The sequence below is a fragment of the Streptomyces sp. NPDC051776 genome, assembly GCF_040681345.1.
Taxonomy (GTDB): domain Bacteria; phylum Actinomycetota; class Actinomycetes; order Streptomycetales; family Streptomycetaceae; genus Streptomyces.
On sequence record NZ_JBFAYQ010000006.1, the window covers coordinates 79,482 to 100,975 of the forward strand.

The 21,494-nt window shown below is 71.9% G+C and carries 16 protein-coding genes and 1 pseudogene; 8 read left to right on the forward strand and 9 right to left on the reverse strand.

The features are described 5' to 3' along the window. Window positions 1–18: 18 nt before the first annotated feature. The 3 genes and pseudogenes from AB0M26_RS07580 to rsmH all read right to left on the reverse strand — a co-directional run bounded on the left by AB0M26_RS07580 (window position 19) and on the right by rsmH (window position 3,333). Complete coding sequence (locus tag AB0M26_RS07580; RefSeq protein WP_365256074.1) at window positions 19–1,929, reverse strand: penicillin-binding protein 2; 1,911 nt, start codon at window positions 1,927–1,929, stop codon at window positions 19–21. 73 nt (window positions 1,930–2,002) lie between these two features. Then, window positions 2,003–2,350 (reverse strand): annotated as a pseudogene (locus AB0M26_RS07585) (septum formation initiator family protein); the annotation flags it as partial. Then, window positions 2,347–3,333, reverse strand: a complete 987-nt coding sequence (gene rsmH / locus AB0M26_RS07590) for a 16S rRNA (cytosine(1402)-N(4))-methyltransferase RsmH (protein ID WP_365256077.1) — start codon at window positions 3,331–3,333, stop codon at window positions 2,347–2,349. The pseudogene AB0M26_RS07585 and the gene rsmH, both read right to left, overlap by 4 nt. 377 nt (window positions 3,334–3,710) lie before the next feature. Between rsmH and AB0M26_RS07595 the strand changes: the two genes are divergently transcribed. From AB0M26_RS07595 to AB0M26_RS07610, 4 genes are all read left to right on the forward strand, one after another. Beyond that, on the forward strand, window positions 3,711–4,262 hold the full coding sequence (locus AB0M26_RS07595) for a carbonic anhydrase (protein WP_365256079.1): 552 nt from the start codon (window positions 3,711–3,713) through the stop codon (window positions 4,260–4,262). A 191-nt stretch (window positions 4,263–4,453) separates the two neighbouring features. Then, on the forward strand, window positions 4,454–5,488 hold the full coding sequence (locus AB0M26_RS07600) for a MoxR family ATPase (RefSeq protein ID WP_365256082.1): 1,035 nt from the start codon (window positions 4,454–4,456) through the stop codon (window positions 5,486–5,488). After that, a complete protein-coding gene (locus AB0M26_RS07605; RefSeq protein WP_365256084.1) occupies window positions 5,488–6,870 on the forward strand; it encodes a DUF58 domain-containing protein in 1,383 nt (460 codons plus the stop codon). The genes AB0M26_RS07600 and AB0M26_RS07605 overlap by 1 nt, the downstream gene beginning before the upstream one ends. A 46-nt stretch (window positions 6,871–6,916) precedes the next feature. Beyond that, window positions 6,917–9,385 (forward strand): DUF3488 and transglutaminase-like domain-containing protein, encoded by a 2,469-nt coding sequence (locus AB0M26_RS07610; protein ID WP_365256087.1) that lies wholly within the window; start codon window positions 6,917–6,919, stop codon window positions 9,383–9,385. 760 nt (window positions 9,386–10,145) lie between these two features. Here the strand turns inward: AB0M26_RS07610 and AB0M26_RS07615 are convergent. From AB0M26_RS07615 to AB0M26_RS07625, 3 genes are all read right to left on the reverse strand, one after another. Further along, entirely contained in the window at window positions 10,146–10,562 is a 417-nt protein-coding gene (locus AB0M26_RS07615) for a DUF3040 domain-containing protein (RefSeq protein WP_365256090.1), read from the reverse strand. A gap of 587 nt (window positions 10,563–11,149) precedes the next feature. Then, window positions 11,150–11,911, reverse strand: coding sequence for a methyltransferase (locus AB0M26_RS07620; protein ID WP_365256093.1), 762 nt, complete (start codon window positions 11,909–11,911; stop codon window positions 11,150–11,152). A 103-nt stretch (window positions 11,912–12,014) separates the two neighbouring features. Next, window positions 12,015–12,635, reverse strand: a complete 621-nt coding sequence (locus tag AB0M26_RS07625) for an SAV_6107 family HEPN domain-containing protein (protein WP_365256095.1) — start codon at window positions 12,633–12,635, stop codon at window positions 12,015–12,017. Window positions 12,636–12,866: 231 nt separating this feature from the next. Here AB0M26_RS07625 and AB0M26_RS07630 point away from each other — a divergent pair, with 231 nt between their 5' ends. The 4 genes from AB0M26_RS07630 to AB0M26_RS07645 all read left to right on the forward strand — a co-directional run bounded on the left by AB0M26_RS07630 (window position 12,867) and on the right by AB0M26_RS07645 (window position 18,398). Continuing rightward, window positions 12,867–13,706, forward strand: coding sequence for an ATP-binding cassette domain-containing protein (locus tag AB0M26_RS07630; RefSeq protein ID WP_365256098.1), 840 nt, complete (start codon window positions 12,867–12,869; stop codon window positions 13,704–13,706). Next, entirely contained in the window at window positions 13,678–15,765 is a 2,088-nt protein-coding gene (locus AB0M26_RS07635; protein WP_365256101.1) for a YhgE/Pip domain-containing protein, read from the forward strand. Before AB0M26_RS07630 ends, AB0M26_RS07635 begins: the two co-directional genes overlap by 29 nt. A gap of 44 nt (window positions 15,766–15,809) precedes the next feature. Further along, entirely contained in the window at window positions 15,810–16,433 is a 624-nt protein-coding gene (locus AB0M26_RS07640; protein WP_365256104.1) for a helix-turn-helix domain-containing protein, read from the forward strand. Window positions 16,434–16,841: 408 nt separating this feature from the next. Continuing rightward, a complete protein-coding gene (locus tag AB0M26_RS07645; RefSeq protein WP_365256107.1) occupies window positions 16,842–18,398 on the forward strand; it encodes an NAD(P)/FAD-dependent oxidoreductase in 1,557 nt (518 codons plus the stop codon). A gap of 225 nt (window positions 18,399–18,623) precedes the next feature. Here the strand turns inward: AB0M26_RS07645 and AB0M26_RS07650 are convergent, their stop codons facing one another. The 3 genes from AB0M26_RS07650 to thiE all read right to left on the reverse strand — a co-directional run bounded on the left by AB0M26_RS07650 (window position 18,624) and on the right by thiE (window position 21,307). Beyond that, window positions 18,624–19,547 carry a hypothetical protein gene (locus AB0M26_RS07650; protein WP_365256110.1) on the reverse strand — a complete coding sequence of 308 codons (924 nt, stop codon included), beginning with the start codon at window positions 19,545–19,547 and terminating at the stop codon, window positions 18,624–18,626. Between the two features lie 35 nt (window positions 19,548–19,582). Then, the gene (gene metF, locus AB0M26_RS07655; RefSeq protein ID WP_365256112.1) at window positions 19,583–20,500 is read right to left on the reverse strand and encodes a methylenetetrahydrofolate reductase [NAD(P)H]; all 918 of its coding nucleotides are present in this window, start codon (window positions 20,498–20,500) and stop codon (window positions 19,583–19,585) included. A 144-nt stretch (window positions 20,501–20,644) separates the two neighbouring features. Further along, window positions 20,645–21,307 (reverse strand): thiamine phosphate synthase, encoded by a 663-nt coding sequence (gene thiE / locus AB0M26_RS07660; RefSeq protein WP_365256115.1) that lies wholly within the window; start codon window positions 21,305–21,307, stop codon window positions 20,645–20,647. Window positions 21,308–21,494 lie beyond the last annotated feature (187 nt).

The following is a 21,494-nucleotide window of genomic DNA, read 5'->3' on the forward strand; positions in this document are numbered from 1 at the left end:
CTTCACGGCTCCCCCTCGCTAGAAGGTGACCGGGAGCCGCGCGGGCTTCTCGCCGGTCGGGGCGACCTGCAGGGACTTCAGCGCGAACTCCATGACGCGCTTGAAGACGGGGCCGCAGACCTGGCCGCCGTAGTAGGCGCCCCTGGTCGGGTTCTGCACGGCGCAGTAGACGGTGATCCGCGGCTTGTCGGCGGGCGCGAAGCCCGCGAAGGAGGCGGTGTAACCACGGTAACGGCCGGTGTCCGGGTCCACCCGGTTGGAGGTGCCGGTCTTTCCCGCGACGCGGTAGCCGGGGATCCGGGCCCTGGTGCCCGTCCCCTCCTCGTCGTCCACGACCGACTCCAGCATGTGCGTGACGGACGTCGCCGTGTCCTTGCTGACCACACGGGTCGTCTCGGGTGCGGCGGCAGGGGTGAAGCGTCCGTCGGGGCCGCGCGTACCGCGGACGAGCGTCGGCGCGATCCGCTTCCCGCCGTTGGCGATCGTCGAATACACCGAGGCCGCCTGGACGGCGTTGACGGAAAGGCCCTGGCCGAACGGGATCGTGTACTGCTGCGAGGCGCTCCAGTCCCCCGGCCTGGCCAGGATGCCGGGCGTCTCGCCGGGGAAGCCGAGGCCGGACTCCCGCCCGATCCCGAACTTCCGCAGATACGAGTCGAGCACCCGGTTCGTCTCCTTCCGCGTCTTGCCGAGCTGCTCGACCGCGAGGATCGTGCCGATGTTGCTCGACTTGGCGAGGACGCCGTTGAGCGTGAGCTGCCAGGTGGGGTGGTCGATGTCGTCGGCGAAGAGCCGGTCGGCGCGGTGCAGCCGGTTGGGGACGACCACATGGGTGCCGGAGGAGGCCACGGCTTCCTCGAGCACCGCGGCCATGGACATGACCTTGCTGGTGCTCCCGGGCTCGTACGCGTCCTGGAGCGCGGCGTTGCCCAGGGAGCGGCCGCCCGCGGCGGAGAGGTCGTTGGGATCAAAGCCCGGGGCGTTCGCCATGGCCAGGATCTCGCCGGTGCGTGTGTCCTGGACGATGACGTAGCCACGGTCGGCCGCGGACTCCTGGACCTGCCGGCTGATCGCCTTCTGCGCGGCCCACTGGATGTCCCGGTCGAGGGTCAGTTCGACGTCGGAGCCCGGGACGGCCGGCTGCTCCTGGGTGCCGACGGTGGGTACCTGACGGCCGCCGGACTGGGCGTAGGTGATCTTTCCGTTCGTCCCCGCGAGCTTGCGGTCGTACTGGCCCTCGAGCCCTCCGCCGCCCCGCCCCTCGGAGTTGACGAAGCCGAGCACGCCCGCGGCGAGGTCCTTGTTCGGGTAGACCCGCTTGCTGTGGGGTTCCTGGAAGACCCCCGCGAGGACGTTGTGGCCCGTCCCGGCGCTCTTCTTCTCCTCGAAGGCGCGCTTGAGGTCGCTGATCTGCTTCCAGATCTGCGGGGACTGGCGGCGGGCCAGCACCGTGTACCGCGTCTCGGGCCTGGCGAGCTTCTCCGCGAGTTCCTTCTCGTCCTTGTCCAGGATCGGCGCGAGGAGGGCGGCCGCCTGCTTCGGAGCGTCCCGCACCTTGCTCTGCTCCGGCGTGAAGAGCAGCGGGTCCGCGGTGATGTCGTACGCGTCCACGGTGGTGGCCAGGGCGACGCCGGTGCGGTCGGTGATGGAGCCGCGCTCGGCTGCGAGGGTGTGGGTGACGTAGCGGTTGACGTCGCCCTTGGCCGCATACGCGCCGGCGTCCACGGCCTGCACCTGCAGCAGACGTACGACGAAGGTCAGCAGCACCAGGGTCAGGCCGAGGCTGACCAGCCGGAGGCGGGGACGGTGCGAGGCGAGCCGGATCTGCTGGGGCGCGCGCACAGGGCGCCGGCCCGGGCCGCGCGCCGCTCCGCGCGGGCTCGCGGGACCGGGCACACGACGGCGCGGCGGCTCCTGCGGCGGGGTCATGCGGTGGCCTTCCGGGAAGAGGCGAGGGCCCCGGTCACGGCGTGGCCCTCGGGACGTACTGGCCGGGCGCGGCGGACGGTGAACCGCGTACCGTGCCGTCGGGGAGCAGGAACACCGGGCTGCCGCCCGGCACGAGCCCGAGTTCGCGCGCCCGCTCCTCCAGGGCGTCCGGCGCCGAGTAGCCGTCGACCTCCTCCTGAAGCGCCTGCTGCCGGTCCGTCAGCTCGGTGGTCTCCCTCTTCAGCTTGCTCAGCCTGAACGAGCCCTGATTCAGGGAGGAGTTGAGCAGCAGGAGCGTGATCAGCCCGCTGCCGAGGAGCAGTACGACGAGGAGCACGAACGGCATCCGGGGAGCCGGCCCCGACCGGGCCGGCACGAGCCGCGCGAGGCGTGCGGCCCTGCCGCGGACGGCACGCTTCACGCCACGTCCTCGCGGATGCGCTCGGCGCCGCGGAGGCGGGCGGGGGCGGCGCGCCGGTTCTCGGCGATCTCCTCCTCCGGCGGCAGTTCGGCGCCGCGGGTGAGCAGCTTCAGACGGGGCTGGTACTGCTCGGGCACGACGGGCAGCCCGGGCGGTGCGGTGCTCGCCGCGCCCTCCGCGAAAATCTGCTTGACCATGCGGTCCTCGAGCGAGTGGTACGAGAGGACGGCGATCCGGCCGCCGACGGCGAGCGAGGCGACCGCGGCGGGCACCGCCCGCTCCAGAACGGCGAGTTCGCCGTTGACCTCGATGCGCAGCGCCTGGAAGGTGCGCTTGGCCGGGTTGCCCCCGGTGCGCTTGGCGGCCTGCGGCAGGGCCTCGCGGATCAGCTCGACGAGCCGGGCGCTGGTGCGGAACGGCTCGCGCTGCCGCTCCCGTACGACCGCCTCCACGATCTTCTTGGCGAACTTCTCCTCGCCGTAGACCCGCAGGACACGGACGAGTTCACCCGGCGGGTAGGTGTTGAGGACTTCGGCCGCGCTGATGCCGGACGTCTGGTCCATCCGCATGTCGAGCGGGGCGTCCTGGGCGTACGCGAAACCGCGCTCCGCCTCGTCGAGTTGCATCGAGGAGACGCCGAGGTCGAACAGGACGCCCTGGACGCGCGGGACGCCGAGGCGGTCGAGGACGTCGGGCAACTCGTCGTAGACGGCGTGGACGAGAGTCGCGCGGTCACCGAACGGCGCGAGGCGTTCCGCGGCGAGTTTCAGCGCGTCCGGGTCCCTGTCGAGGCCGATGAGACGGGCGGCGGGGAAGGCGGACAGCAGCGCTTCGCTGTGACCGCCGAGACCGAGGGTGCAGTCGACGACGACCGGCCCCCTCCCTTCGGCGGGAGCAGCCCCGCCCGGTGCCGTGGCGAGAGCCGGCTCCAACAGGTCCAGGCATCGCTGGAGCATCACCGGGACATGCCGGGTCTCGCTCATGCGCCCCTCTCAGGTCCGGCGCGCCGGAGCGCACGTACCAACCGGGTCCCCGCCCGCTCTGAAGGGGAAGTGGTCTGCTGGCGCCGGGGAAGTGACGTCAGCCGACCGGGGAGCGGGAGGAGGCCGAGCCGTACGTACGCACCGCGCACGCCTGGGGATTCGGTTCCGAGGGGAGCGTCACGCCTCCCACTTCGCGTCACTTTAGTCCACTCGTCCCCTCGGTCAACCAACTCGGCCTGCGCGCCGCAGAACCGGTTCTTCACCCATCCGGAGGACGCTGAATCGGTCCTGTGGGTTACCTCACAAGGGCAAATGTTGACCCCCTTTGCCCGACCTCACGGGGAGCCCCGAGCGGGGTGACGACTTACCGTTTACGCATGTCGACATCCGCACACCGTTCCGCAGGCACTGCAAGCACCGTCCGCCACGGGGGCACCGTCACCGACCGTCTCGTCGAGGCCAACCGGAAGTACGCCGCAGAGTTCACCGATCCGGGTATGGACGCCCGACCGGTCCTCGAGGTGGCCGTGGTGGCCTGTATGGACGCCCGGATCGACCTCCACGCCGCGTTGGGCCTCCAACTCGGCGACTGCCACACCATCCGCAACGCGGGCGGGGTCGTGACCGACGACACGATCCGCTCTCTCACGATCAGCCAGCGGGCGCTCGGCACCCGCAGCGTCATACTCATCCACCACACAGGCTGCGGTCTGGAGAGCCTCACCGAGGACTTCCGGCACGAGCTGGAACTGGAGGTCGGACAGCGGCCCGCGTGGGCCGTGGAGTCCTTCCGCGACGTGGACCAGGACGTCCGGCAGTCGATGCAGCGGGTGCGGACCTCACCGTTCCTGCTGCACACCGATGACGTGCGGGGCTTCGTCTTCGACGTCCACACCGGCCTGCTGCGCGAGGTGGAACCCCTGTCATGAACGGTGCATAGCCGGTCGGTCGCGACATACCGATCCCGGTTATCCACACCCGAGTGACGTAAAGCCGCATCGGCGGCAAGAATGCGTGGTGTGACATCGCATCCCGGGCACCCGGGATGCGCTGCGCACGTTTCGGGGAGGGCCGGAGTCCGTGAGGGCACCGGCTCGCAGAACGGGCCGAGGAGGGCCGGGTGACGACCTATGACGATCGAGCGAGCCTCACGGATCTGACCACCACAGCGGACCGGGTCCGCAGGTCGGTGGAGAACGTGATCGAGGGCAAGCCGGAGATCGTACGGCTCTCGCTGACCGTGCTGCTCGCCGAGGGACATCTGCTCATCGAGGATGTTCCCGGCGTGGGCAAGACCATGCTCGCCAAGGCCCTCGCGCGGTCCATCGACTGCTCGGTGCGGCGGATCCAGTTCACGCCCGACCTCCTGCCGTCGGACATCACGGGGGTCAGCGTCTTCGACCAGCAGCGGCAGGACTTCGAGTTCAAGCCGGGGGCGATCTTCTCGCAGATCGTCATCGGCGACGAGATCAACCGCGCCTCGCCGAAGACCCAGTCGGCGCTGCTGGAGTCGATGGAGGAGCGGCAGGTCACCGTTGACGGGCAGACCTACGAACTGCCCAGCCCCTTCATGGTCGTTGCCACGCAGAACCCGGTCGAGATGGAAGGCACGTACCCCCTGCCGGAGGCGCAGCGGGACCGCTTCATGGCCCGGGTGTCGATCGGCTACCCCAGTCCGGAGGCCGAGCTGGAGATGCTCGACGTGCACGGCGGCGCCTCCCCGCTGGACGATCTGCAGCCGGTGGCGCACGCGGACGAGATCGTGAAGCTGGTCGACGCCGTGCGCACGGTCCATGTCGCCGACTCCGTGCGGCGCTACGCCGTCGACCTGGTCACGGCCACCCGCCACCACCCCGAGCTGCGGCTCGGCGCCTCGCCGCGGGCCACGCTCCACCTGGTGCGTGCGGCGAAGGCCGCGGCCGCCCTGAGCGGCCGTGAGTACGCGCTGCCCGACGACGTGCAGGCACTCGCGGTCGCCGTGCTCGCACACCGGCTGCTGCCCACCGCGCAGGCGCAGCTCAACCGCCGTACCTCCGAGCAGGTCGTCACCGAGATCCTTCAGCAGACCGCGGTGCCGGACCCCGCGGCGCAGCAGTGGCGCCAGTCGCACACCCACGCGTCTCCCGACTACCGGCCCGGCGTTCGGGGACTGTGATGTCCGGGGCACCGCCGGCGGAACCGCCTCCCGAGGGGGAGCGCGGCGCCCTCCGCTCCGCGCTCGCCGGGCTGACGACCCGCGGCCGCTCCTTCCTGGCGGCGGGGATCGCCGCGGCCGTGTGCGCCTACGTCCTGGGACAGTCCGATCTGCTGCGGGTCGGGCTGCTGCTGGCCGCGCTGCCGCTGGTGTGCGTGGCCGTGCTGCTCCGCACCCGGTATCTGGTGTCCGGCAGCAGGCGGCTGTCACCCGCGCGCGTACCGGCCGCGGCCGAGTCGCGGGTGCACCTGCGCGTCGACAATGTCTCGCGGCTGCCGACCGGGCTGCTGATGCTGCAGGACCGGGTGCCCTATGTGCTGGGGCCCAGGCCCCGCTTCGTACTGGACCGGGTGGAGCCGGGCGGGCGGCGTGAGGTGTCCTACCGGGTCCGGTCCGATCTGCGCGGCCGCTATCCGCTGGGGCCGCTGCAGCTCCGGCTCACGGACCCGTTCGGGATGTGCGAGCTGAACCGGGCGTTCAGTTCGCACGACACGCTGACCGTGGTCCCGCGCACCGAGCCGCTGCCCGCGATCAGGCTCTCCGGCGAGGCATCGGGGTACGGCGACGGCCGGCAGCGCTCGCTGGCACTGGCCGGGGACGACGACGTGATCCCCCGTGGCTACCGTCATGGGGACGACCTGCGCCGCATCCACTGGCGGTCCACCGCCCGGTACGGCGAGCTGATGGTGCGCCGCGAGGAACAGCCTCAGCGCACGGGCTGCACGGTGCTCCTGGACACGCGCCGGTGCGCCCATCGGGGCGCAGGACCGGACTCGGCCTTCGAATGGGCGGTGGCCGGTGCGGCCTCCGTGGGGGTCCACCTCCTGGAGCGCGGATTCTCCGTACGGCTGCTCACCGACACCGGCAATTCCGTCCCCGGTCCGGACGCCGGAGGCTTCGGCGGGGACTCCTCGGACGTGGCCGGGCTCCTGCTGGACACCCTCGCCGTGGTCGACCACTCCGAGGAATCGGGGCTTTCCCCGGCCTACGACGTACTGAGGAGCGGGCGGGAAGGGCTCCTCGTCGCCTTCCTGGGCGGCCTCGACGAGGAGGAGACCGCGGTGGTGTCCCGGATGCGCCAGCGCACCGGCTCGGCCGTGGCCTTCATCCTCGACGGACCGGCCTGGTCCCGGGTCGGAGGGACGTGGGACGGGGGGTTGCGAGACGGGGGCAACGGCGCCCAGGAGGCGTACGAGGAGCGGCTCGGGCAGCTCCGCGAGGCCGGTTGGACGGCGGTACCGGTCCACCCCGGCGACACCCTGCCGCGGCTGTGGCGCGAGCTCGACGGCGCCCCTCTGAGGGTCGGTGCGCGGCCGGGTGGCCCGGCAGGGGGCGGGCGATGAACGAACCGCGCGGGGGCGGAGCACGACCGATGGCGGGGATCAGGGCATGAGCGGGCGGGGACGGCTGACGGTCTGCGCGGCGGTGGCCACGCTGATGGCGGCGTGCGCCCTGCTGCCGCTGGTCGAACCGGCCGTGTGGATTCTGCAGGCGGCGTTCCTGCTGGGCATGGTGGCCGTGGTGGGCGCGCTGACCCGCAGGGTGCCGCTCGCCCGGCCGACGACCATCGCGGTGCAGGCGCTCGTGACCCTGCTCCTTCTGACCATCGCCTTCGCCCGGGAGCAGGCGCTGGGCGGGATCCTGCCCGGCCCCGAGGTGTTCCGCGAATTCGGCCAGCTCCTGGCGGAAGGCGCCGAGGACGTCAGCCAGTACGCCATCCCTGCGCCGGTCACCTCCGGGATACGGCTGCTGCTGGTCGGCGGCGTCCTGCTGATCGGCCTCGCCGTCGACGCGCTGGCCGTGACGTATCGCAGCGCCGCGCCCGCAGGACTTCCGCTGCTCGCGCTCTACTCGGTGGCCGCCGGGCTGTCGCCGGACGGCGCGGGCTGGCTGTGGTTCCTCATCGCCGCCTGCGGCTATCTGCTGCTGCTCCTCGCCGAGGCCCGGGACAGGCTCTTGCAGTGGGGGCGGGTGTTCACCGGAGGTGCACGCGCCCCCAGTCGCCTCGGAGCAGGACTCGAGCACAGCGGGGGCGCGGCGGTCGCTCCCTCGCGCACAGGACGGCGCATCGGTGCCGTGGCGCTCGGCATCGCCCTGGTGGTGCCCGCCGTGCTGCCGTCGCTGAGCGGAGGTCTGCTGGCCTCGCGTACGAGCGGTTCCGGCGTCGGGCCGGGCGGCGGCACGATCTCCGCGGTGAACCCCCTGGTGTCGCTGCAGAACAGCCTCAACCAGCCGGAGAACCGGGAGGTTCTGAGCTACCGGACGAACGCGCCGAGCACGCAGGACCTGTACTTGCGGATCGTGGCGCTCGACCAGTTCGACGGGAAGACCTGGAAGCCCTCCGAGCGCCGGGTCACCGATGTGCCGCCGACGCTTCCCTCACCGCCCGGCCTGAGCCCCGTCGTCCGGACGAGCGTGGTCGAGACGACGGTCGCGGCGGCCGGCTGGTACCGGCAGAACTGGCTGCCGCTCCCCTACCCGGCGTCGCGGGTGGACATCGGCGGACGGTGGCGGTTCGAGCCGGAGGGCCGGACCCTGGTCGGCGACCGGGGACAGACGACGCGCGACGCCCAGTACCGGGTCACCAGCCTGCTGGTGGCGCCGACGGCCCGCCAGCTCGCGAGCGCGGGGTCACCACCGGCCGAGCTGAAGCGGGAGTACACCAAGGTGCCCGACGCGCTGCCGGGCGTGGTGGCCTCCACCGCCCGGGACGTCACTTCGGGCGCGTCCAACGCGTACGAGCAGGCCGTCAAGCTCCAGGACTGGTTCTCCACCGACGGCGGCTTCACCTACGACACGGATGTGACGGCGGGCAGCGGACCTCAGGCGATCGCACGCTTCCTGAAGCAGAAGGAGGGCTTTTGCGTCCACTTCTCCTTCTCGATGGCAGCGATGGCGAGGACCCTCGGCATCCCGGCGCGCGTGGCGGTCGGATTCACCCCGGGCGCCGCACGTGCGGACGGCACGATGTCGGTCGGGCTGAAGGATGCTCACGCGTGGCCCGAGCTGTACTTCGAAGGTGTCGGCTGGACGCGCTTCGAGCCGACCCCGACCCGCGGCACGGTACCCGACTACGCGATCGAGGAGGCACCGTCGGGCGGTGGCACTGATCCTGAGCGGCCGGTCCCGTCGACGTCGTCGGAGCCGTCGGCCCAGCCGTCCCCATCGCAGACCTGCAGCCCGGACGAGCGGCGCGTGGGCGACTGCGGCATCGCCCCCGGGCAGGCGGGCGGCGGCCCCACGGACGAGGGGCTCCCGTGGGGGCGGATCCTGTCCTGGACGGCCCTGGGTCTGCTGGTCCTGGCCGTGCCCGTCCTGCCGTTGCTGTGGCGGGTGCGGACCCGACGCCGGAGACTCAGCGGCGGAGGACCCACCATCGGGGACGCCATCGTGCACCTGGAGACCGCGGGACCGGGAGGCGACGACGCGCGGGGCGCCACCGCCGACCTGACCCTGGCAGCCTGGCGCGAGCTGATCGACTCGGGATGGGACTACGGCATCCTGCCGGACGACACCCAGACGCCCCGGCAGGCGGTCGACCGGCTCGTGGTCAGCGGCGACCTGGACGCCACGTCGGCGGCGTCGGCGCGGCGCGTGGCCGCCGCGGTCGAGCAAGTGCTGTACGCGCCGGAGCCCCGCCCGGCTGAGGACCTCGCGGACCACGTACGACGGGTGAGGGCCGGACTGCATGCGACGGCGGGCCGGGGTGCCCGATTGCGGGCGCGACTCGCGCCGCGATCAGCCGTACGGGTGGCCTGGGCATTTTCCCGCTGGTGGTCCGGGGTCGTCGCCCGCTGGGGCATGGAGCGCTGGGCCCGGACCCTGCGCCGCGTCCGGCCGACCAGACAGGGGAGCTGAGACGCGCCGGGCGGACCTGCGCCGCTGCTCGACGGGGCCGGGGCCGCCGGGAGCGCACGGAGTGGTGCGGCCCGCCGCGGAGCGCCACGTCGAACGACCGAAAGCCGGCAACCGGGCAACCGGCAACCGATGGGCAACTGGCAACCGGCAACCGACCGACCCATCGACCGGCGACCGGGCGGACACCCGCGGCCGTCGATTGGCGATGGGCAACCGATGGGCAGCCGGCCATCGACGGGCATGGCGCAGACCGCTGCACGGTCATCGCGTGCCGAAGGGGCGGAACGGCCCGCGGTCGTACAAGCCCTCACGTCCAGGCCCGGGCATCCCCACATCCGGGCGCCAAGTGCGGGCGCCACATCCAGTGTCCGGGCATCCCCACCTGCGGGCTCCACGTCCGGGCGCCACATCCAGTGTCCGGGCATCCCCACATCCGGGCTCCACGTCCGGGCACCACGTCCAGGCCTCGGGCATCCCCACGTGCGGGCTCCACGTCCGGGCGCCACATCCAGTGTCCGGGCATCCCCACCTGCGGGCTCCACGTCCGGGCGCCACATCCGGTGTCCGGGCATCCCCACATCCAGTGTCCGGGCATCCCCACGTGCGGCCTTCGTGTGGGCTCCACATCATGTGCGCGGCCCGCACGGAGCCCTTCCACGTGTGCGGCCCCGCACGTGGCGCCCTATCGCCCAGGTCCCACATGCATGAAGGGTGGCCGCCGGATCGGCGGCCACCCTTCACGGAAGTTCGTCTGGCGAGGTCAGTGACCTTGTTCGTCGCGGCGGCGCTGCCACCGGTCCTCGATGCGATTCATCAGCGACCGGCGCTGCCGCGGTTGACTCCTGCGGAAGTGGCCTCCCTGGCCGTTGCCGCCCGCCGTCTGCGTCTGACCCTGCTCACCGGGCTTGGGCGATTTGCGCCAGCCCGTCACCGCGAGCACGGCACACCCGAGCATGACGAGGAACCCCACCACGCTGATCCAGATCTGCTGTGCGACCATTCCGGTCATGAGGAGCGCGATACCCACGAGAAAACCGGCCACCGCCTGGTAGACCCGTCGCCGGGTGTACTGGCGCAGCCCGCTTCCCTCAAGCGCTGTCGCGAACTTGGGATCTTCGGCGTACAGCGCTCGCTCCATCTGCTCGAGCATTCGCTGCTCGTGCTCCGAGAGCGGCACGGAGTCCTCCTACTCGTCGGTCGCGGGGGGCGACCGGGGTGCGACCCTTTCAGGATAGGCAGGGAATCGCCCCCGTGAAACCCGCCCCTCTGCGCCAATTCGCCATGACGGGCCGCCACAGCAACACAGGTGGTGGGTCGTCCATTCCCCTGCCTCCCGTCCGCCATGCCGGACCGTGTTCCCCGATCATACGGGGCAATGCGTCTGATCGGGTGGCGTGTGGCCTACTGCATCCGCCGGTCCTTGCCGATCAGAGCGCTGTCCGTGCGTCCGGTTCTCCTCCGTGAGGAGTACACAACGGGCAGCCCGGCCACCGCCGCACGGGCCGTTGCGGGCCCACCCAGCCAGTGAACCAGGTTCAGGCCCGGGCGAACCCGGTTCAGGCCGGCGCAACGGCGGTTGGGGGCGAGGGACCGCGGTACAGCACCCCCAATCGAACCGCGGGCGCGGCCTCACGGGGACGGGGGTCCGTACGCGAAGCCGGACCCGTCGACCGCGCGAACCGGACCGGCCATGCGCGAACCGGACGGCCACTCAGGCGACCGGAGACGGCAGTTGCTCGGGAGCGGGCGCCACAGGATACGGGCTCAGTCCAGGTCCCGCTCGGCGAGCACATGGAGCTGACTGGCCACCGCGTGGAAGGCGGGGAGTTCGGCGGCTGCTTCTTCGAGCTTGAGCAGGGCGTCCGCGGCACCCGGTTCGGTGTCGACCAGCACACCCGGCACGAGGTCGGCGAAGACCCGGACACCGTGCACCGCTCCGATGGAGAGGCCGGTCGCCGCGACCAGGCCGGTGAGCTGCTCCGGGGTGAACCGGCGCGGCACGGGGTCCCCTTCGCCCCACCGACCCTCGGGGTCGGTGAGCACGTGCCGCGCCTCGGTGAAGTGCCCCGCGAGTGCGCGGGCCAGCGCGGCACCGCCGAGCCCCGCGGCGAGCAGGCTCAGTGTCCCGGCCGGACGGAGCGCCTCGACAGCATTCCGCACGCTCTCCGCGGGGTCGTCCACGTACTCCAGGACGCCGTGGCACAGGACGACGTCGTAACCGCCGCGCTCCGCGACGTCGAACAGGCCGTGCGTATCGCCCTGGACGCCGCGCACGCGCTCGGCGACTCCGGTCTCGGCGGCCCTCCGCTCCAGGGCGAACAGTGCGTTGGGGCTCGGGTCGACGACGGTCACGCGGTGGCCGAGCCGGGCAGCGGGCACCGCGAAGTTGCCGGTGCCCCCGCCGGTGTCGAGGACGTCCAGACTCTCCCGGCCGGCGGCTTTCACCCGGCGGTCCAGGGCCTCCTGGAGCACCTCCCAGACCACGGCGGTGCGGAGGGTGGCGCGGGGGCGCATCGGGTCGGACACAGCGAGTGGCTCCTCGGCGCGGGACCGCCGCGGACGGCGGGAAGCGAACTGGTGCGGATGGTTCCCACCCTATGACCTCCGGAGTCCATTGCCGTCAGGTTGCTCAGGCCGAGCTGCCCGGTGCCCGCTCGGCACCGGGCGAGCTCCCTGTCCGCGAGGGGGGCAATACCGGGCGCAGCAGGAGCATTCGCTCGACGATGCGCAGGAACATCCCCGTGTCCCGCAGCAGGTCGTCGGCGTCACGGTGGCTCGCCGCGCCCTCTATGCCCGCCTCCGCGCGGGCACGACGGCTCGCGCCCGACGCGAACAACCGGCTCCACTCGGCCAGTTCGGGTGCGATCTCGGGCAGCACCTCCCACGCGCTGCGGATGGGCTGCCGCCGGTGGCGCCTCGAGGCACCACCGTGGCGCGGCGGAGGCTCGGGCCTGCCGCGGGCCGCCAGCACCGCGGCGGCTATGCGGAGGGCGGCTAGGTGCGCGGTGGCATACCGCTCGTTCGGATGCTCCAACTCGGCCGCGTCGGCGAGGCCTTTATGAGCCTGAGCGAGCAGGGAGAGCGCTTCGGGCGGTGCTGCGTCCCGTCGGACGACGGGATGGACATCGCTCGGGGAGCCGCTCTGCACGGAGTCGGGCCGGGGCGTGCGGCGACGGTACCCCGCCAGGAGTGGCGTAGCGGCGCCTGCGTCAGGAGCGGGGGCCTGGCGACGGGCGGGCGAACTGACCATGACGAACCTCCTGTCGTCGCGGACGGCTCTCGGCCGTATGCCCACATCGTGGGGCACACCACTGACAATCGGCTCCGACCTGCAGTTCTCCGCCGGGGAGGTAGGTTCCTGACCGGGCGCCTGAGCGGGCGGGCGCGACCGGGCCGCTCTCAAACCCACCCCGATGTGCGGTCTTCGCACAGCATGCGGCATACTTTTGAACTGACCAGTCAGTTCAAAGGAGGGGTACCCGTGGACAGCACCCCGCACGGGGCGGCGGTCACGGCCGTGAGGTTCGGCGTCAAAGGCCCACGAGGCTGGGCGTTCCATGACATCGACCTCAACGCCGGGCCCGGCTCCCTCATCGCCGTGACGGGCCCGTCGGGCTCGGGCCGCACCAGCCTTCTGCTCGCGCTCACCGGACGCATGCGCCCCGCCGCGGGCCACGCCGAGGTCGGCGGGTTGCGGCTGCCCCAAAAGATGGCCGCCGTGCGCAGGATCAGCGCTCTCGGACACGTACCGGGGGTCGCGGAGCTCGACACGGCCCTGACCGTCACCGAGCACATGCGTGAACGGGCCCTGCTGCAGCGGCGGTTCAGCGGTTCCCTGCATGCCCTCCTGCGCCCCCGGCGCGAGCGCGCGGCGGACGCCCAGCGCCTGATCGACGCCGCCCTCGAGGCGGCCGGGCTGGACCTGGACGCGCTACCCAAGGGCCCCCGCACGGTCGTACGGGACCTGGAACGGCTGGAATCCCTGCGCCTCTCGGTCGCACTCGCGCTGATCGAGCGCCCCAGCCTGCTCGCCGTCGACGACACGGACATGAAGCTCTCCGACGACGAGCGCGACCAGGCGTGGGCGATGCTCCGCGCCGTGGCGGAGGGGGGGACGACGGTCCTGGCCGTCTGCAGCGAGGCACCGGACGGGGCGGTGGTCGTCTCCACCGCGAAGCCGGAGGGCGGCGAACCCGCCGACAACGCACCGAGGTCCGCGGACGGGCAGCCCGACGCCGAAACCGGGGCGGACCGGAAAGCCGCCGACACCGACACACAGGAAGGGGCAGCCGATGCGCTCGCCGAAACTGGCCGCGCTTGAGCTCAAGCGCTTCGGCAGGGGCAGGCTCCCGCGCGCCGCGCTCGTGGCGCTGCTGCTCCTGCCCCTGCTCTACGGGGCCTTGTACCTGTGGTCGTTCTGGGACCCGTACGGCCGCCTGGACCGGATCCCGGTCGCCCTCGTCAACTCCGACCGGGGCGCAACAGCCCAGGGCAGCCACGTCACCGCCGGTGACGAGATCGTCGAGGGCCTGCGCGACAGCAAGACCTTCGAGTGGCACGAGGTGAGCGCGGACGAGGCGCGGAAGGGCGTCGAGTCGGGCACGTACTACCTCTCCCTCACCGTGCCGTCCGACTTCAGCAAGCGCATCGCGTCGAGTTCGGGCGACCACCCGGAGACGGGGGCGCTCAAAGTCCGTACGAACGACGCGAACAACTACATCGTCGGACAGATCTCCCGGAGCGTGTTCTCCGAGGTGCGCTCGGCGGCGTCCGCGAAGTCCGCGCGGACCTTCCTCGACAAGATCTTCATCTCCTTCTCCGACATCCACGGGGCGACGCAGAAGGCCGCGAACGGCGCCGACACGCTCGACGGGGGAATCGGCAAGGCCAAGAAGGGCACGGACAAGCTCGCGAACGGCCTGACCGACGCCAAGAAGGGCAGCCGCGACCTCAAGAACGGCGTCACCGAGCTGCACACCGGATCGCGCAAGCTCAAGGACGGTTCGCAGAAGGTCGCCGACGGAACCCACCAATTGGCCCGCAAGGTCAACGCCGCGGCGGACAAGGCCGGTCCGTTTTTGAAGAACCACGGTGACGAAATCGCCACCGGCGCCCGGCACGTGGCCGAGGCGAGCCGGATGCTCAAGGAGGACCTCGGCAAGCTGCCGGCCCGGGCCGACACCGCTGCCGAGGAGACCCGCCGGATATCCGACCGGGTGGCCGAGCGGTACGAGCACAACTGCACGGGCACGATCAAGCTCGAGCTGCTCGCCGACTGCGCGGACCAGAAGAAGCTCGTCGATGCTGCGGACAAGGCGGCGGACGCGGCTGAGGACTTCAACGACCTGGTGCAGGACCACAAGAACCTGGACGAGCTGGGCGCCCACCTCGACCGCCTCAACCGCATGGCTCTCGACCTCGCCGAGCGCGCCCCCACCCTGGGCACGGACCTCGACTCGGCCGTCGCGAAGGTCAACGCGCTCGACAAGGGCGCCCAGGCCGTCGCCAAGGGCGCCAGGCAGCTCCACACCGGACTCGGTTCCGCCCAGGACGGCACGACCGAACTCGACAGCGGCATCAACCGGCTGTCGCGGGGCGCGGACACCCTCGACGGCGGGATGTTCAGGCTCGCGGACGGCTCGGGCAAGCTGGCGGGCGGTCTGCACGACGGCGCGAAGAAGATCCCCGACTACGACAAACAGGCCCGCGATGCCCGTACGGCCGTGATGTCCGACCCCGTTCAGCTCGCCTCGCAGTCCATGCACCAGGCGCCCAACTACGGCACCGGCTTCGCCCCGTACTTCATCCCTCTGTCCCTGTGGGTCGGTGCGATGGTCGCCTACATGATCATCCAGCCGCTCAACCGCCGTGCGCTGGCCGTCGGCTCCTCTTCCTGGCGGATCGCCCTGGCGGGCTGGTTGCCGGTCGCCGCACTCGGCACGCTGCAGACGGCGGCGCTGATGTCCGTACTGCACTGGGGACTCGGCCTGGAGATGGCGCGCTCGGCCGGTACGGTCGGCTTCCTGCTGCTGACGACGGCCTGCTTCGCCGCCATCGTGCAGTGGCTCAACGCGCGGTTCGGGCCGGCGGGCCGGATCCTCGTCCTGGCCCTGCTGATGCTCCAGCTCACCTCCGCGGGCGGCACGTACCCGGTGCAGACGTCGCCGGGCTTCTTCAACGCGATCCACCCGTTCCTCCCGATGACGCACGTCGTCGAGGGACTGCGGCGCCTCATCAGCGGCGGCGGTCTCGAGCCGGTGTGGCACGGGACCGTGGTGCTGCTCGCGTACACACTCGGGGCACTCGCCCTCACCGCGTGGTCGGCCCGGCGCAAGCAGGTGTGGACGCTCGACCGGCTGCACCCGGAGCTGAGTCTGTGATGTCCGCCACCGGAACGCCCCCCGCGCCGGGCAGAATCGACGCCATGAACAGCAGCAGCACGCGACGCCGCCGGGCGACTCGCGCGAAGCTCTACGAGGCGGCCGTCACCCTCATCGCCGAGAAGGGCTTCTCAGCCACCACGGTGGACGAGATCGCCGACCGCGCGGGGGTCGCGAAGGGCACTGTCTACTACAACTTCGCCAGCAAGACCGAGCTCTTCGAGGAGTTGCTGCGACACGGGGTGGGGCTGCTCACCGACTCGCTGCAACGGGCCGCCGACGAGGTGGTCAAGGGCGGCGGCAGCCGGATCGACGCACTGGATTCGATGATCCGCGCCGGTCTCGTCTTCATCGACCGCTACCCGGCCTTCACTCAGCTCTACGTGGCCGAGTTGTGGCGTACCAACCGCGCCTGGCAGTCGACGCTGATGGTGGTACGTCAGCAGGCGGTCGCGGTGGTGGAGAACGTGCTGCGCGAGGCCGTCGAGAGCGGGGAGCTCAACGACGAGATCGACGTACCGCTGACGGCCGCGGCACTGGTGGGCATGGTGCTGGTGGCTGCGCTTGACTGGCAGGCGTTCCAGCCGGAGCGGTCGCTCGACGATGTGCACGCGGCGCTCTCGCGGCTCCTCCAGGGCCGGGTCAGCGGCGGATCCGGGCGGGTGTGAGGCCGGTGGTCCCGTCCTGTACGGCCGGGCCACCGATCCGGACACCCCCTACGCACGGACCACAGCGCCGCCCGGCGCGGCTCGATCCCCCCGAGCCGTGACAGGGCGGCGCTTCCCCCGTGATCCCCCGTTCCCCGTGATCCCCCCGAATCGCGGGCGTTCCTCCCGGGCCCCCCGTGGCCCCGGGCATCACGCCCGCCATTCCCCCACGGTCCGGGGAGCCGCGCCGTTCCGCCGCCCCGTGCCGGCAGTGCCGGCGCCGCGCCCCTTCCGTGGTCTCCACTCTTCCGTTCGCGCAGGTGGGCGCCCATCCGCGCGCCTACTCAACCCGACGGATAGGTACCCCTACTCAGTCCCTCCGCTCCCGTCCTCACGCGCACGCTCGGAGGCTCGGTAGGGTCTCGTCCCATGGCACGGATTGCGGTGATCGGCGCCGGCATGGGCGCGATGGCGGCCGCGGCCAGGCTGGCCGTGGCGGGCCACACGGTGGCGGTGTACGAGCGGGGGGAGACCTACGGCGGCGGCGTCCGCCGCTTCGAGCGCGAGGGCTTCGGCTTCGACACCGGACCCGGCCTTCTCCATCTGCCCGCCGTGTACCGCGACTTGTTCGTCAAGACCGGCAAGGAGCCCCTGGAGAGCTGTGTGCAGCTCTCGCAGGTCGACCCTGCGAGCCGGCACGTCTTCGCCGACGGCACCGACGTCTCACTGCCGAACGCCTCGCGCGCGGGCGTCATCACCGCCCTCGACGCCGCCCTCGGTGCCGGTGCGGGCGAACGCTGGAGCGACCTGGTCAACCGTGCGCGGGACGTCTGGGACGCCACCCGCCGCCCGCTGCTCGAGGAGCCGCTGCGGGAGGACTGGAGTGCCCTCGCCCGGGACCCGTACCCCGCCGTTCGCCGCGGACTGCTGCGCCGCGGCGCCCGTACGCTCGCCGAGGTCGCCGACCGCGAACTCGAGGACCCGCGGCTGGGCGCGCTGCTGGCGAGCCATGCCCTGGCCTACGGGATCGATCCGCGCGATGCCCCGGCAAGCGCGGTGGTCCTGCCGTACGTCGAGCAGACCTTCGGGAGCTGGTACGTCCGCGGCGGCATGCGGGCGCTCGCGCACTCCGTCCACGAGCGCTGCCTGGCCCGGAAGGTGGAGTTCACCTTCGGCGCCGAGGTCGACGTGATCACCGAGAAGGACGGGCGGGCCTCCGGCCTGCTGCTGGTGGACGGCACCGAAGTGGACGCCGACCTGGTCGTCGCCGGTGTCGATCCCTGGGTGCTCGCGGTCATGGTGGGCGACTCCCCCGTCGCCTACACGCGCTTGTACCGGCCGAGCGATGTCCTGCCCAGGCTGCGCCGTCCCCGCGCCCGCTTCACAGTTCTGCTCGCCCTCCGGGGCGCCCGGCCCGAGGGGACGGCTCATCGCACCGTGGTCCACGCGGCCGACCGGGACACGGAGTTGGCGGCGGTCTTCGGCACCGGCGGTGGCCCGGCGGAGCATCGTGTCCCGTGCGAACGGCCGACGGTCACGGTGCTGCGCCCCGACGACCCCACACAGCGCCCCGACGACCGGCACGAGGCGGTCACCCTGACGGTGACCGTGCCCGGCCATGCCGAGGAGGCACCGGACTCGCTCGACTGGTCGGCGGACGGCGTCGCCGAGGACTTCGCGCAGCGTGTGATCTCGGTGGCGGAAGCGGCAATACCGGATCTGCGCGAGCGGCTCCTCTGGCACGAGATCCGTACGCCCGCGGACACCGCCGAGGAGACGGGAGTGGCGGGCGGGGCCGTACCGGGGCCCGCGCTGGCCGGGGCCCGCGGGGAGCAGCTCCGAGCGGCCAATCGCACACGGATGCCGGGGCTCTATACGGTCGGCGGCTGGTACCACCCGGGCGGTGGGCTCGCGCACGCCGGGATGTCCGGGGCTCTGGTGGCCGGGCTCATCGTCGAGGGGGACGACTGGCGGGGCTCGCAGTGACCCGCTCACCGTGGAAGCCGGCAGCGGGCGACCCGTGCCGCGATCATCGGGCGACCCGTGCCGCCGTCAACGGCTGACCCGTGCCGCGGTGAGTGCGGCGCACGGCTCTCGGTGAGCGCGCCGCACGGCTCTCGGTGAACGCGGCGGCCGACTCTCGGTGAGTGCGGCCCACACGGCTCCGGAGCGAGACCGCAGCTGTGGCGACGGTGCCGGTGCGCGCCCCGGTCAGTACCGGTACTGGTCGCCGTAGGTCCCGTAGCCCTGCTGGTACGGATACGCCTGCTCGTCGGGCAGTTCGCCGGGCTGCTGCTGTTCGCCCCCGCCCTGCGGCGCCCATACCTCGCCGGCCGGGGTATCGCCGTACGGGCCTTGGGAGTTGACGCCGTACGGGTCCCCCGATGCGTACTGGCTGTAGTCGTAGCCCTGCCCGCCGTAGGAGGTGTACGGGTCGTAGTTCTGAGCGCCTGTGTCGGTGGCCTGGTACGGGTCGGCGTACGGCTGGTACTGCCCCGTCTCGTAGTCGTACTGGGCCGCGGCCGTGTAGCCGCCCGGATCGCCCAGGGGGTCCTGCTGCCGGCCGTAGTCCCCGTACGCGGGCGTGGTCGCGTAGGCGGAGGCGGTCGCGTACGAGCCGCGGTTGTCCTGGCCTCCTGCGCCCAGCCCGTCGTACGCCGCGTCGCTGTAGACGCCGTACTGACCGGTGTCGTCCGGCATCGGCTGCGGCTGGTAGACGGCGCCGGTCTCCTGCGCGGCCTCCTGCCGGTAGTCCGGGTAGTCCCGGTACTCCGGGTACTGCTCGTCCCCGGGCGCTTCGAGGCCGGAGACCTCGAGCGTCGGGTCGGCGTACTCGGCGAGTTCCTCCTCCTCGTCCTTGCGGCGCCGGTTCTCGACGATGCCGTTGCGGAGCGCCCAGCCGGCGGCGAAGCCGCGGCGGAAGGAGAGCGTGACGTAGGTCTGCCCGACCGCGAAGGCGGCCGCACCCAGCCCGATGACGACGACGGACGGCATCAGCACGCCGATGACGACGCCCAGAAAGCCGACGAAAGCGAGCAGGCGCCACCGCAGCCGCGCCTTGTACTGCAGAAGAACCTCGCCGAGCAACCACAGCGCGACGACGCCAAATGCGATGTAGAGGACCGTCCAGCCCATGTCCGCCCCTCTTCCGCCGCTTTCCGGCCTAGCCGTCAGGACTGCTGGGACAGTCCCAGATTCTCGTAGATTTCCAGAGTCGCTGTGGAGTGGTTGAGCGTAATGAAATGCAATCCCGGGATGTCCTCGGACATCAGCCGGGCGCACAGCTCCGTCGCGTACTCGATCCCCACCGAGCGTACAGCCGTCGGATCGTCCTTGACCGAGAGAATCCGTTCCGCCAGCTCGGGAGGGAAGGTGGCGTTGCTGAGCTGGGCGAATCGCTCGATCTGCCGGACGTTGGTCACCGGCATGATCTCCGGGATGATCGGCGTGGTGCAGCCCGCGGCGTCCACGCGGTCCCGCAGCCGGAGGTAGTCGTCGGCGTAGAAGAACATCTGGGTGATCGCGAAGTCCGCCCCTGCGCGGCATTTGTCCACGAAGTGGCGGATATCGGTGTCCCAGTCCGTGGAGCGCGGGTGCATCTCGGGGAAGGCGGCGACCCCGACACAGAAGTCGCCCGACTCCTTGATGAGCCGGACGAGATCGGCGGCGTAACGGACCCCCTGAGGGTGAGCCACCCATTCGCCCATCGGATCACCCGGCGGGTCCCCGCGCAGGGCGAGCATGTTCCGGATCCCGGCGTCGGCGTAGCGGCCGATGACATTGCGCAGCTCGGCGAGGGAGTGGTCGACGGCGGTGAGGTGGGCGACGGGGGTGAGGGTGGTGTCGGTCGCGATGCGCTCGGTGGCCCGTACGGTGCCGTCACGCGACGAGCCGCCCGCCCCGTACGTCACGGAGACGAAGGTGGGGGAGACCGCCTCGATGCGGCGGATGGCGTTCCAGAGGGTCCGCTCCCCCTTCTCCGTCTTCGGGGCGGCGAACTCGAACGAAAAGGACCGCTTGCCTGAGGCAAGCAGGTCACGGACGGTACGCGCGCGGTCCATCCTGGTGGACGCAGTGCCAAGGGCCATAGGGGCAGGTTAACCAGCGGCCGGGCACAGCCCCAACAAAAGCCGACGATATGCCCGGTTGGCCCGGGTCCTGTCCACCACTCGGACAGCCCGTCCGGTTACGCACCGCGCTTGGGCCCGCGGTGACGCCCTGCCCTCCCCGCGTTACGCTCCGCGCTCGCGCAACCGCTTCGCCAGATCCGCGGCGGCCGCCGCCGGGTCGTCCGCGGCCGTGATCGCCCGGACGACGACGACCCGTCGCGCCCCGGCGTCGAGCACCTGGTCCAGATTGGACGCGTCGATCCCCCCGATCGCGAACCAGGGCCGTACGGACCCCAGCGACGCCGCGTACCGCACCAGCGGCAGCCCGGGGGCGTGGCGTCCGGGCTTGGTGGGGGTCGGCCAGCACGGCCCGGTGCAGAAGTAGTCCACGCCGGGCTCGGAGACCGCCGCGTCGACCTCGGCCTCAGCATGCGTGGAGCGCCCGATGACCACCGAGTCGCCGAGGATCGCGCGAGCGGCGGGCACGGGCAGGTCGCCCTGGCCCAGATGCAGTACGGCGGACCGGGTCGCGTGAGCCACATCGGCCCGGTCGTTGACCGCGAGCAGCGTGCCGTGGCGGCGGCAGGCGTCCGCGAAGACCTCGAGATGCTCCAGCTCCTCCGCGGCCTCCATGCCCTTGTCGCGGAGCTGCACGATGTCCACCCCGCAGGCCAGGACCGCGTCCAGGAACTCGGGCAGGTCGCCCTGGCTCTTGCGCGCGTCGGTGCAGAGGTAGAGCAGGGCGTCGGCGAGCTGGTCGCGGGCGGTGGCAGCTGCGGCGGCCATGGGTTCCCCTCCCCGGGTCGGCGGTGTGCGGGCCGGAGGCCCGGCCCGTACACCGTACGGGGTCGCAGGCCGGGGCGACGAGGCGCGGCTGCGGCGGCCGCCTCTCTGCGCCATCCCGCGATGCGCATCGGGCTGCCGTACTGCGGTACGCAGGTCGTCGTCCGAGGGGCTGCTGTTCCGCCCGGCT

Coding starts and splice junctions, on each gene's coding strand:
- AB0M26_RS07580 (WP_365256074.1), bottom strand. CDS start 1,929: ATGACCCCGCCGCAGGAGCCGCCGCGCCGTCGTGTGCCCGGTCCCGCG.
- rsmH (WP_365256077.1), bottom strand. CDS start 3,333: ATGAGCGAGACCCGGCATGTCCCGGTGATGCTCCAGCGATGCCTGGAC.
- AB0M26_RS07595 (WP_365256079.1), top strand. CDS start 3,711: ATGTCGACATCCGCACACCGTTCCGCAGGCACTGCAAGCACCGTCCGC.
- AB0M26_RS07605 (WP_365256084.1), top strand. CDS start 5,488: ATGTCCGGGGCACCGCCGGCGGAACCGCCTCCCGAGGGGGAGCGCGGC.
- AB0M26_RS07610 (WP_365256087.1), top strand. CDS start 6,917: ATGAGCGGGCGGGGACGGCTGACGGTCTGCGCGGCGGTGGCCACGCTG.
- AB0M26_RS07625 (WP_365256095.1), bottom strand. CDS start 12,635: ATGGTCAGTTCGCCCGCCCGTCGCCAGGCCCCCGCTCCTGACGCAGGC.
- AB0M26_RS07635 (WP_365256101.1), top strand. CDS start 13,678: ATGCGCTCGCCGAAACTGGCCGCGCTTGAGCTCAAGCGCTTCGGCAGG.
- AB0M26_RS07640 (WP_365256104.1), top strand. CDS start 15,810: ATGAACAGCAGCAGCACGCGACGCCGCCGGGCGACTCGCGCGAAGCTC.
- AB0M26_RS07645 (WP_365256107.1), top strand. CDS start 16,842: ATGGCACGGATTGCGGTGATCGGCGCCGGCATGGGCGCGATGGCGGCC.
- AB0M26_RS07650 (WP_365256110.1), bottom strand. CDS start 19,547: ATGGGCTGGACGGTCCTCTACATCGCATTTGGCGTCGTCGCGCTGTGG.
- metF (WP_365256112.1), bottom strand. CDS start 20,500: ATGGCCCTTGGCACTGCGTCCACCAGGATGGACCGCGCGCGTACCGTC.
- thiE (WP_365256115.1), bottom strand. CDS start 21,307: ATGGCCGCCGCAGCTGCCACCGCCCGCGACCAGCTCGCCGACGCCCTG.